Raw genomic sequence first — 12,139 nt, forward strand, 5'->3', positions numbered from 1 at the left:
GTAAGCAGGCAGGCCAAAGCGTCTTTTCATCCTTCCGGCACAGAACTGGGTCTCCAATGCATGAGCAAAGGAGCCTCAAATGAATGCCATTACCCCCGCCGTGTCGACGGGACCGCTGCCCGCCTCCAGGAAGATCCACAAACCCGGCACGATCCACCCGCAGATCAGGGTGCCGATGCGGGAAATCGCCGTCCATCCAACGGCCGGCGAACCGCCTGTCACCGTTTACGATCCGTCCGGCCCCTATACAGATCCGACCGTCGAGACGCGTATCGAGAACGGGCTTGCCCGGCTTCGGCACGCGTGGGTCAAGGCGCGCGGGGACGTCGAATTCCAGGAAGGCCGCAGTGTCAGGCCGGAGGACAATGGGTTCGTGTCAGGCGAACGGCTGACGCCGGAATTTCCTGTCCGCCACCGACCGCTCAAGGCCGGGGCGGGCAAGGCGGTGACGCAGCTTGCCTATGCGCGCGCCGGGATCATCACCCCCGAAATGGAGTTCGTCGCCATTCGCGAAAATCTCGGCCGCGAGAGCCTACGTGGCGGGATGCAGCGCGACGGCGAGTCTTTCGGCGCGGCAATCCCGGATTTCGTCACGCCGGAATTCGTGCGCGACGAGGTTGCGCGCGGGCGGGCGATCATTCCCGCCAACATCAACCACCCGGAGAGCGAGCCGATGATCATCGGCCGTAATTTCCTCGTGAAGATCAATGCCAATATCGGCAATTCGGCTGTCACCTCCTCGATGGCCGAAGAGGTCGAAAAAATGGTCTGGGCGACCCGTTGGGGAGCCGACACCGTCATGGACCTGTCCACCGGCCGCAACATCCACAACATCCGCGAATGGATCATCCGCAATTCTCCGGTGCCGATCGGTACTGTCCCGCTCTACCAGGCGCTCGAAAAGGTCGGCGGCATCGCCGAGGATCTGACCTGGGAAGTCTACCGCGATACGCTGATCGAACAGGCCGAACAGGGGGTCGACTATTTCACGATCCATGCCGGCGTGCGGCTGCACTACATCCCGCTGACGGTCGACCGGGTCACCGGCATCGTCAGCCGGGGCGGTTCGATCATGGCCAAGTGGTGCCTGCATCATCACCGCGAGAGCTTTCTTTATGAGCATTTCGAGGAAATCTGCGATATCTGCCGCGCCTATGACGTGTCCTTCTCGCTCGGCGATGGCCTTCGCCCCGGCTCGATCGCCGATGCCAACGACGCGGCGCAATTCGCCGAACTGGAAACGCTTGGCGAACTGACCAAGATCGCGTGGGCCAAGGATTGCCAGGTCATGATCGAGGGGCCGGGCCATGTCCCCATGCACAAGATCAAGGAGAACATGAACAGGCAACTCGAAGTCTGCGGCGAGGCTCCGTTCTACACGCTCGGGCCGCTGACGACCGACATCGCGCCAGGCTACGACCACATCACCTCCGGCATCGGGGCGGCGATGATCGGCTGGTACGGCACGGCCATGCTCTGCTACGTCACGCCCAAGGAGCATCTCGGCCTGCCTGACCGCAACGACGTCAAGACCGGTGTCATCACCTACAAGATCGCCGCTCACGCCGCCGATCTCGCCAAGGGTCATCCGGCAGCCAAGCTCCGTGACGATGCACTGTCGCGGGCGCGGTTCGAATTTCGCTGGGAAGACCAGTTCAATCTGTCGCTCGACCCTGAAACGGCGCGCTCCTTCCATGACGAGACCTTGCCGAAGGAGGCGCACAAGCTGGCGCATTTCTGCTCCATGTGCGGACCGAAATTCTGCTCGATGCGCATCTCCCATGACATTCGGGCCGAGGCCCAGAAAGAGGGCATGGCGGCGATGGCGGCAAAATACCGCGAGGGCGGCGATCTTTATATGGCGGTGAATGGCGAACCGCCTGGGCCGAAGGTGACGGAGCCATCATGAGGGTGCTGGTCAAGGGGGCCGGCGTCGCCGGTCTCACCGCCGCCTTCGAACTCGCCGCCCGCGGTGCGGTGGTGACCATCGCCGAGATCCGGCATGGCCTTGGCGGCAACGCATCATGGATGGCCGGTGGCATGCTGGCGCCCTGGTGTGAGCGCGAAAGCGCCGAGCAGCCGGTGCTGGACCTTGGACACGACGCCGCCGACTGGTGGGATGCGGTGCTGCCGGGCCACGTCACGCGGGCCGGAACGCTCGTTTTGGCGATGTCGCGGGATGCGGGCGAACTCAACCGGTTTGCAAGCCGCACGTCGGGCCATCGGTGGATCGACGAAGACGAAATTGCGCTCCTGGAGCCCGATCTCGCCGGCCGTTTCCGTCGCGGGCTGTTCTTCCCGGGTGAAGCCCATCTCGACCCGCGCCGTGCCATGGCTGCGTTGCATGAAAAGCTCGCCGGAAGCGGCGTCGAATTCCACTTTGGAGCGGACGCCCAGTACATGACGGGGTTCGACCGCGAGATCGACTGCGCGGGAATGGCATCCCGCGATGACAGGCTTCGCGGCGTTCGCGGCGAGATGCTGATCCTGCATGCGCCGGATATTTCGCTGTCGCGCCCGGTCAGGCTGCTGCACCCGCGCTTGCCGCTCTATCTGGCGCCGCGCGCCGACCACCATTTCATGGCGGGCGCAACGATGATCGAGAGTCTGTCCACGGGACAGGTCACGGCGCGCTCGATGATGGAACTCCTGAACGCCGCCTATTCGGTTCACCCCGCCTTCGGCGAGGCCACGATCGTTGAGACCGGCGTCGGTGTTCGCCCGGCCTTTCCCGACAATCTGCCGCGCGTCGAATCGCATGGCAGAACCGTCGCGATCAACGGACTCTACCGCCATGGTTTCCTTCTGGCCCCCGCCATGGCCCGCTGGGCCGCCGAGCTTGTTTTCGATTCTGACAAACCAGTGGAACTTGCAGATGAAACTGACGGTCAACGGCGAAGCGCATGAGATCGCCACCGCCACCCTGGCGGAGCTTCTCGCTACGCTTGACTACGAGGGCAACTGGCTTGCAACGGCCGTGAACAGCGACCTCGTGCATGCGGCGGAACGGGCGCTGTTTCAGCTGAAGGACGGCGACCGGATCGAAATTCTCTCACCCATGCAAGGAGGTTAGCAACGTGCTCGAGCTTTACGGAACGAAGCTTGCGTCGCGCCTTCTTCTCGGCACCGCACAGTACCCCTCGCCCGCCATTCTTGCCGACGCGGTCAAGGCGTCCTGCGCATCCGCGGTGACCGTCTCATTGCGCCGCGAAATGGCAGGCGGCAGGGGTGGAGAGAAATTCTGGTCGCTCATCCAATCGCTGCGGCTGCACGTCTTGCCCAACACCGCCGGTTGTCATTCCGTCAAGGAAGCCGTCACCACCGCAAAGATGGCACGCGAGATCTTCGGCACGAACTGGATCAAGCTCGAGGTGATCGGCAATCATGACACGCTGCAGCCTGACGTCTTCGGTTTGGTCGAGGCCGCGCGAATCCTGTGTGAAGACGGCTTTGCTGTATTTCCATACACTACGGACGATCTCGTCGTCGCCGAACGGTTGCTGGAAGCCGGATGCAGGGTGCTCATGCCGTGGTGCGCGCCGATCGGTTCGGCGCTCGGGCCAGTGAATGTCACCGCGCTCCGTTCGATGCGCGGCCATTTCCCGGAGGTCCCGCTGATCGTGGATGCGGGCCTCGGCCGCCCATCCCACGCGGCGCTCGTGATGGAACTCGGCTTCGACGCGGTGCTCCTCAACACGGCAGTGGCCAGGGCCGCCGATCCGGTCGGTATGGCGCGCGCGTTCGGCAAGGCAGTCGATGCCGGCCGTGAGGCCTATCGCTCGGGCCTGCTCGAGCCGCGCGACGTCGCCGTCCCATCGACGCCGACAATTGGCCAGGCTGTCCTTCAATGAATATCGACCCTTTTTATCTGATCGTCGACAGCGCCGCCTGGATCGAAAGGCTGGCGCCGCTCGGCGTCAGGCTGGTGCAGCTTCGCGTCAAGGACTTGGACGAGGCCGCGCTGCGCGCCGAGATCCGCAAGGCGAAGGCCTTGTGCGCCCGTTACAAATGCCAGCTCATCATCAATGACTTCTGGCGGCTGGCGATCGAGGAGGGCTGCGATTTCATTCATCTCGGGCAGGAAGATCTGCAAGCGGCGGACCTCCGCCAGATAAGGGCTGCAGGTCTCCGTCTCGGCCTCAGCACGCACGACCATCTCGAGCTCGAAACAGCCCTTGCCGCCAGACCGGACTATATCGCGCTCGGCCCAATCTATCCGACCATCCTGAAACAGATGAAATGGGCGCCGCAGGGGCTCGATCGGATTGGCGAATGGAAGCGCCGGATCGCGCCGACACCCCTGGTCGCGATTGGCGGCCTCAACCCTGACCGGATCGAGGGTGTCTTCGGTGCAGGTGCGGACAGCGCCGCGGTCGTGACCGACATTACATTGAATGCCGACCCGGAAGCGCGAACATGCGAGTGGATCGAAAAGTCGAGCCGATGGCGCTGAGGCGCGAACCGCATGTGCTTGTCGTCGGCGGATCGGACTCCAGCGGCGGCGCCGGCATAGCCCGCGACATCGAGACGATCTCGGCCCTCGGCGTGCGCACCTGCCTTGCCGTTACCGCCGTGACGGTGCAGACGCATGAAGCCGTCACGGAAATCCACAATTTGCAACCCGATCTGGTGGCCGATCAGATGCGTGCCGCGCTGCAAGCCAACGAGGTAGCGGCCATCAAGATCGGCATGCTCGCAACGGAGCAGATCATCGTCGCCGTGGCGAATGTGTTGCGCGAAAACCCACAGATACCGGCAGTCGTCGACCCGGTACTGGCCTCCTCTTCGGGCAGGCCGCTTCTGGAAATAGGCGCCATCGGCGTCCTGAAGCATGAACTCATCCCGCTTTGCCGTCTCGTCACGCCCAACCTCATCGAACTGGCTATCCTGGCCGGCTCGGAACTGGCCATGGACGAGGACGGCGCATTGCAACAGGGTCAAAAATTGCTGACCGCTGAGCAGCAGGCCCTGCTGATCAAGAGCGGCCACGCCGTGGGATGTCGATCCACGGACATCCTGCTGCGCTCAGGTCGAGAACCTGTCCGCTTCGACGCGCCGCGTCTTGCCGGATCGATGCGTGGGACGGGTTGCGCGCTGGCCAGCGCCATCGCCGCGCATCTGGCAAACGGAAGCCTGCTTGAAGACGGTGTGCGCAGAAGCAAGCTGCTGGTTTTCGAGAAGCTTCGGAAAATCGGTTCCTCGGGACTGAGGGTTCCCTAGATCGGAATGACCCGGGTTTGGCGGCTCGTCCCCATAGGTTTCCGTTCGACGTTGCCGACGAACTGCCGCCGCGGACGCAGACCATCGTCACTGACCGTGTCCCCCTGCCCGCTCTGATCCCAGAAGGAATAGCCAGGGCCTTGTTCCGGATTTGACGCACGGCGGACTCGTGGGTCATGCTGGACGGATGACAAGGGGTGTGCTGCTGGACCTTGCAGGCGTCATCTATGATGGCGAGACCGCCATACCAGGCGGAGTCGACGCCATCGCGCGTTTGCGCCAGGCGGGTTTGGCCGTACGCTTCGTAAGCAATACCACGCGCTCATCGAAACAGAGGATTCTCGAACGTCTGGAGGCGATGGGACTCACCGTTTCCAAGGCAGATGTTTTCACGCCGGCGCACGCCGCGCGCGAATGGCTCCTTCGGAATGGCCGTGCGCCATATTTGTTGATTCACCCCGGCCTTGCGCCGGATTTTTACGAACTGCCGGATCGCGACAAGCGTGCTGTCATCGTCGGCGATGCCGGAGAGGCCTTCACCTATGCGGCGTTGAATGACGCGTTCCGCGAGCTGAGCGCGGGGGCCGAATTGCTGGCCCTTGCCACCAACCGGACGTTCCGGGATAGCGACGGCGAGCTCAGCCTCGATGCCGGGCCATTCGTTGCGGCATTGGAATTTGCCTCCCTGAAACGCGCGACCGTTCTCGGCAAGCCCTCGCCGGCATTCTTTCTGTCGGCGCTGGCAAGCATGGACTGTCCGCCAGATCAGGCGATCATGGTCGGCGACGATGCAGAGGCCGATATAGCTGGCGCCCTGCGCGCCGGACTTTCGGGCGCATTGCTGGTGCGGACAGGTAAATACCGGCAGGGCGACGAGGAACGGTTTGATCCGCGCCCGACCGCAACCGTCGCCGATCTCGCGGCGGCAGCCGACTGGATCATTGCGCACCAAGACTGATCGAGGCTCGTATCAGGACCGGCGCATCGCGGCGCCGATCGTCTTTGGGTATCCCAACTCCGCTGAATGGAGATCCTGCCACCCTTCACCTGCACGATCCGTGGAAAGGAGACGACGATGAGTGATATCGACAGCAAAGAGTTCGTTCTTGCGGGGGTCGTCATGAAACGCCTGTTATCCGGAGAACAGACCGCGGGGCAGTTCTGCCTCTTCGAGAACAACAGCGACGGAAACACGAGGACGCCGATCCACGTCCACGCCAAGGACGACGAGACGGTTTACATCATCGAAGGCGAGCTGACTGCGGTGCTCGACGGCCAACCTAGACGCCTGACCGCAGGCGACAGCATCTTCCTGCCGCGCGGCATTCCGCACCAGCTTATGAACATGAGCGGCAATCCTTGCAGATATATCTTGATCGGGGTCCCAGCTCTGTTCGACCGGTTTCTCGAGGAAGGTGGCCACGAACTTCAACCGGACGAAGTCGTAGGGCCGCCGACAGCCGAGGAGATCGAGCGTCTCCGCGAAGCGTCACCAAGGTTCGGCATCACTTTGCTCTCGGATTGGCCAAAGGCGGCGCTGGGCTGGCAAATGCGGCCGTGACCACCTCAACGCCGACGTCCTGATGCAGGTGAGCGATCACAACCCAGTTGCTCTTGGTTGTGCGCTGGAGGGAGAACCGTCCTTCGACAAGGGCCAAAGCTCGCCTTCGAGAAGGTCGGATCGAACGGCGGTTGCAGGACCAGGGCCTGCTGGATGAGGCGGTCGAGCACGGTTGAGATGCCGAGCCCACGCTCGCCTCTGCCGGCTTGGGGCTTTGTCTGGACCGACCAGGCTGAGCTCCTCGGCCTCTGACTCTGGGCCCATCAGCCGGGCATCGTTTTTCCAAACAGTTGGCCACGGGATTCGCCCCGACAGAGACGCAGTCCGACAATCGGAGGATTCTGGCCTCTGAAGGTGGCGTCTCGGCAAACTGTTGCCGATCAGCTGTCGCTAACCGACGGGAATATCGCAGCTATTCTGAGACGGTAGAAAGCCGCCAAGACTGGCGAACTGAATGGTAGGCCCGGAGGACGTCATCAAATAGTTGATTTAATTTGTCTTTTTCGTGGACACAGATCAAACATCCTTTCCGTATCGTTCCGTATGGTTCCGCGAACCGTACAGTCGAATTTACCCAATGCCTCCTCCACGCCACGAGCAGTCATTGGTCAATTACCGGCCGACGGTCTCGGTCCAACCCTTAGTGGACAGTCGAGTCTACTTTTCGTCGCCTGGCGCCACTTCGAATAGTCTCGCTTCCTGCAATCGGTTCAAGAATCACCAGTGTGTCGTCCACTTCCGAGATAGGGAATAGCCGCTAACTATCGGCCAGAATCGCGCGTTGCTCGGCAATTTAGGATTCGGACAGGCGGCACGTGGCTGAGCTGGACGAACTGCGAGAGACTCATCCTGCTTTCGGCAATCTCGTGAGATTAGGCGGCCAGGGAGCGCGACGCATTTCGTCCGAAGTATCGCCTATGATGAGATGAGGGTCGTCCGAGCGCTCTGGTGAATATTAGCGCATTTGATAGTATCGCTCCACTCCGCCAGCCAAGGCAATGAAGCATGTCGGAAAAGCGTCGAGCAGAGCCTCCAATCGTGGGCCTTGCCAAGGGCATTCTGAGCAAGGACGACAGCAGTGCGTCCGACGTTCGAAGCGAGCGGCGCGTTATGACAGCTCTCTGTTATGATCTGGTCGGATCAACCGACCTGCTCGCAGTTCTGGATATCGAGGACTATGAAGAACTGATGTCGGCCTTTCGGCGTGAGGCAAGACAGGCAATCTCATCGTACTCGGGCGTTATCGTGAGCGAGGCCGGCGACGGCGGTGTCGCACTTTTTCCAGCAGAGATGGAGGCAAAGGACGCGGCTTCGCAAGCGATCCGGGCAGGACTCGAAATCATTGAAGCGTGCAAGCAGGTCGGGCTGGAGAAAGACCATACGGACCTACATGTTCGGGTCGGGATTGCTACATCCATCATCCTCGTTCACGGGGACGGCAGTGACCCGGCGCATGCCAGCGTCACGGGCCCTGCTTTGGCCATGGCGACGCGGCTCCAGGCTATGGCTCAGCCGGATGCAGTATTGGTGTCCGATGAGACCCGAAATCTGGCGCGGCGGTCCCACGTTTTCAGTTTTCGTGGCATTCACGTTATTAAGGGTTTCGCGGAGCCGGAGCGGACTTGGCGTGCCATCAGCCACAAGCGGGACGTTGACCGCTTCTTCGCCTTCGGGCGCTTGAACAGTACCTTTATAGGCCGTGGGGACGAACTGGCCACCATCGCCGCATGTTGGCGTGATGCCGTCGCCGGCAAGGGCGGCGTCATTTTAGTGCAGGGTGAGGCCGGTATCGGCAAGTCCCGCCTGCTTTATGAAGTCCGCAAGAGGACACGCTTTCAGCGAGCAAAATTGCTGCTTTTTCAATGTCAGCCCGGCGGCTCCCACTCGGCCCTTTATCCTCTGCTGCAAAATGTTCGGAGTGACCTGGCTGGCAAAGAGGGTCGGCTGGAGACTTCAGACGTAGCGGAGGTCTTCGCAAATCAAAACGTTCACGATGACGAAGTGGTCGACATCTTCTCGTTTCTGCTTGGGGCTGAAGGATCGAATCCCGCTCTGAAGGAGGCTGATCTCAAGGTCATCCGGGAGAAAGCCACCTGGGCAGTTCGCAGAAGCATCGAAGCCATATGCGAACGCGGACCACTCATCCTGGTGGTCGAAGACATACATTGGATCGACCTCACGTCGAGGCAATTGCTGGCGGAACTTGCACTCTTCATTCATCGGGTGCCCGTGCTTCTCATAATGACTGCGCGACCTGGATCTGAGACTTATTCAGGGTTCCGGGACTTGCCGCATATTACTCTGAAGCCGCTCGATCGCGAGGAAACGCGACAGGCAATCATGGCCATGCGGCCGGAAATCGGGTCAGCCGCGCATTCGGAACTCATTAGCATGGTGGAGGAAGTAACCGGGGGCGTACCTCTTTTCATCGAGGAAATCTGCCAATGGATCGCCGAGAATGCAGCCTCCATAACGGATCGCCTTGCGCCAGCCGGCTCATCAAGCCGAATATCGGTTTTTGAAGGCATCCTTGAAGCCAGACTGGAAGCGTTGGGACCCGCAAAGGATGTGGCACGAGCGGCCGCCGTCGCCGGCAATCGTTTCAATCTGGAATTGCTCCGGAAGCTGTTGGCGCAATACAGTGACGAGACGATCGGGAATGCACTGGACACCCTCATCGAGACGGGATTCCTGATCCGGGTCAGGCCTTCCGGCGAGCCCGACTATGGATTTCGTCATGCCCTGATCCGGGAGACAATCTACAATGCATTGCTGCGGAGGAGACGGCAGGCCCTCCATCAGTCGCTTTTCTCCGCTGTCGGCCGCGACCGAAATCTGGCGCCGTGGCTGGGTACGGCTGAACTGGCAGAACATGCTGAACGCGCTGGCCTTATCGAGGAAGCGATCGATCAGTTCATCGCAGCCGGCCGGGAGAGTTACGTCCGCTCTGCAATGGCCGAGGCGAGACAGATTCTCGACCATGCCATGACCCTTTGCCAGCGCGTGAGAAGGCCGGATAAGCAGGATGTTTTGCGCCTCGCCGCGATGATGCCGCTCGGGCCGATACTTACAGCCACGGAAGGTCCAAACTCGCTGCCGGCACGCAAACTTTACGAGGACGGGGTAGAGATCGCCAGGCGGCGGCCACTCGCCGAGCGTGCGAAGTGGTTTCCGATCTACTGGGGTTGGTGGTTCACCGGCCCCACCATCGACGGGGAACGCGCACGGACAGTCCTCGCCGACCTGAGGGATGTCGACGACCCCGAAGTGCAGTTTCAGGCCAGACACTGCGTTTGGGCAATCGAATTCAATCTTGGACATCACAAGAACTGCATCGCGGCGGTCGACGAAGGACTTGCGCTCTATGGGACGGGCCAAAGGCCAGGGAATGCCACTCTGTTCGGCGGCCATGACGCCAGGGTCTGCGGCCTGTCGCACAGGGGTCTCTCTCAATGGTTTACCGGCCGGGCCGCAAGCGCGGTTCGGTCGTTGGCTGAAGCCAGGCGCTGGGCAATGCAAACGGCGCATGTTGGAAGTATCGCCCATGTCTATATCAACGAAGCGATGCTTGATTGCTATCGCCGCGATTTCTCAGCGCTCCGGGGGGTCATCGCCGATATCCGCGAATTGACGAAGCGCCACCATCTGCCCTCCCTTGCCGCCTTGGCGCAAATTCTCGAAGGCTGGTGCGAAGGAAATGCTGCTCGGGTAGAGCAAGGCAGGGACCAGATCAAGGAGGGTCTCGCGATCCACGGCGAACTCCAGACGCCGGAAGACTATCCTGTCTACTACGGCATGCTGGCGGAGCTTCTGGCCCGGACAGGCGAGACTGACGAGGCCCTTGCGCTTGTCTCTTCCGCGGTCGCGGAAGCCGAAGCAGGTGGCAGTCTTTCTTGGCTCGCCGAACTCTATCGGCGAAAGGCCCATCTCCTTCTACTTACAGGTTCCTCAGGCACGGATGTTGTTGCCGCGCTCTCCAAAAGCCTGGCTACCGCCGATGAGCAAAACGCGGTGCCAATCCTGCTCAATGCATACGAGATGCTCAGGACATGGGGCGTATCAGAGGAACTATCCCGGCAGTACCGCAGTCGCGTCGACCTAGCGAAATCAGCCATCGAGCAAGGCGCGGCATTGTTCGTCAATCTAGAACCGAGCCTGCGCCACTAGCCCGCGCGGCTGGGAGATCAGGGAGCCTCCATGCTGGAACGATACGAGCGCTCGGGTCCTCCGCCGCGCGAAGCACTCATGCGGCTAATGACGATGCGCGAGCTCTTGGGCATCACACGGATTGCAGACATCACAGGTCTCGACGTGCTCGACATACCCGTGGTTCAGGCGGTCAGGCCTTTCTCCCTTTTAAATTCCGTTTCGCAAGGCAAGGGGCCGACCAGAACCGAAGCTGCGGTATCGGCCATTCTCGAGGCCGCAGAGTCCTACTTTGCCGAGCGCTTGGCGCACTACGACCCCATCGTGGCCTCCGCAGACTCCCTGAATATTCCTCCTGAAAGATTCGAAGCCCATCTCCAGCCTGGTGTCGACCCAGGCTGGCGCAGCAGCGAGATAGCTTGGATTCATGCCGAGAATATCCTCAAGGGTGGTCTACAGGATTGGGTTCCATTCGAGCTTGTACACACTGCCTACGTGTTCCCGCCGTGGCCCCACGAGGAAATCTTCGCTTCATCGACGTCCGGCCTGGCGGCCTCCTTCGAGGAAACGGACTCTATCCTGCACGGTATGATGGAATGCATCGAGCGCGACGCACTCACGCGGGCGGAGCGAATCCATGGCTTTTTCCAGCGCCATCGAATTGACCCAAGAACGATCGACGATCCGACAGTTGCGAGCCTTCTCGAAAGGCTGGAAGCCAAAGGCCTGCTGGTGGCGCTTTGGCACGCCCCCTCACCGCTGGGACTACCGGTGATCTGGTGCCATCTCATGGAGGATCGGCCGCCGGAAACTGCAATTCTTCACCATCCGGCAGAGGGCTCGGCTGCAGGTTTCGATGCCGCGTCCGCGATCGTTCACGCAATCTACGAGGCGGCGCAGTCGCGACTGACGGCGATCTCCGGCGCCCGTGATGACCTGACGCGTGCGTCCTATCCAAAATATCCCGATTGGCAAAAAATTGCGGCGCACCGGCGCCTCCTGTCCGACGGCCCCCGAGAGGTTCATTTCCATGCGATTGCCGGGCAGTATTACGCCAGCGCGGGAAATAGGATGTACGCTCTTCTCGCACAGATCGAGGCCGCAGGAATTGATACAGTGTATAGGATTCAAATCGATACGAGACCGCTCGACGACCTGTCGGTCGTCAGGATCGTCATACCGGCCTTAACGCCGCTGTTGCATGGCTAGGCA

At 61.2% G+C, this 12,139-nt stretch carries 10 protein-coding genes; all 10 read left to right on the top strand.

The features are described 5' to 3' along the window. Positions 1–79: 79 nt before the first annotated feature. Complete coding sequence (gene thiC, locus E5X88_RS08310; RefSeq protein ID WP_292160181.1) at positions 80–1,909, top strand: phosphomethylpyrimidine synthase ThiC; 1,830 nt, start codon at positions 80–82, stop codon at positions 1,907–1,909. Then, complete coding sequence (gene thiO, locus E5X88_RS08315) at positions 1,906–2,907, top strand: glycine oxidase ThiO (RefSeq protein ID WP_292160183.1); 1,002 nt, start codon at positions 1,906–1,908, stop codon at positions 2,905–2,907. Before thiC ends, thiO begins: the two co-directional genes overlap by 4 nt. Then, positions 2,876–3,073, top strand: coding sequence for a sulfur carrier protein ThiS (gene thiS, locus E5X88_RS08320; RefSeq protein ID WP_292160184.1), 198 nt, complete (start codon positions 2,876–2,878; stop codon positions 3,071–3,073). The genes thiO and thiS overlap by 32 nt, the downstream gene beginning before the upstream one ends. Before the next feature lie 4 nt (positions 3,074–3,077). After that, entirely contained in the window at positions 3,078–3,851 is a 774-nt protein-coding gene (locus E5X88_RS08325) for a thiazole synthase (RefSeq protein WP_292160186.1), read from the top strand. Then, positions 3,848–4,453 (top strand): thiamine phosphate synthase, encoded by a 606-nt coding sequence (locus tag E5X88_RS08330; RefSeq protein ID WP_292160188.1) that lies wholly within the window; start codon positions 3,848–3,850, stop codon positions 4,451–4,453. Before E5X88_RS08325 ends, E5X88_RS08330 begins: the two co-directional genes overlap by 4 nt. After that, positions 4,444–5,220 carry a hydroxymethylpyrimidine/phosphomethylpyrimidine kinase gene (locus E5X88_RS08335; protein WP_292160547.1) on the top strand — a complete coding sequence of 259 codons (777 nt, stop codon included), beginning with the start codon at positions 4,444–4,446 and terminating at the stop codon, positions 5,218–5,220. The genes E5X88_RS08330 and E5X88_RS08335 overlap by 10 nt, the downstream gene beginning before the upstream one ends. Before the next feature lie 187 nt (positions 5,221–5,407). After that, a complete protein-coding gene (locus E5X88_RS08340; RefSeq protein ID WP_292160549.1) occupies positions 5,408–6,178 on the top strand; it encodes a TIGR01458 family HAD-type hydrolase in 771 nt (256 codons plus the stop codon). A 117-nt stretch (positions 6,179–6,295) separates the two neighbouring features. Further along, the gene (locus E5X88_RS08345) at positions 6,296–6,781 is read left to right on the top strand and encodes a cupin domain-containing protein (RefSeq protein ID WP_292160190.1); all 486 of its coding nucleotides are present in this window, start codon (positions 6,296–6,298) and stop codon (positions 6,779–6,781) included. Positions 6,782–7,786: 1,005 nt separating this feature from the next. Then, a complete protein-coding gene (locus tag E5X88_RS08350) occupies positions 7,787–10,948 on the top strand; it encodes an AAA family ATPase (protein ID WP_292160193.1) in 3,162 nt (1,053 codons plus the stop codon). A gap of 30 nt (positions 10,949–10,978) precedes the next feature. Beyond that, positions 10,979–12,136, top strand: coding sequence for a YcaO-like family protein (locus tag E5X88_RS08355; RefSeq protein ID WP_292160194.1), 1,158 nt, complete (start codon positions 10,979–10,981; stop codon positions 12,134–12,136). Positions 12,137–12,139: the final 3 nt, after the last annotated feature.

The sequence above is a fragment of the Mesorhizobium sp. genome, assembly GCF_004962245.1.
Taxonomy (GTDB): domain Bacteria; phylum Pseudomonadota; class Alphaproteobacteria; order Rhizobiales; family Rhizobiaceae; genus Mesorhizobium.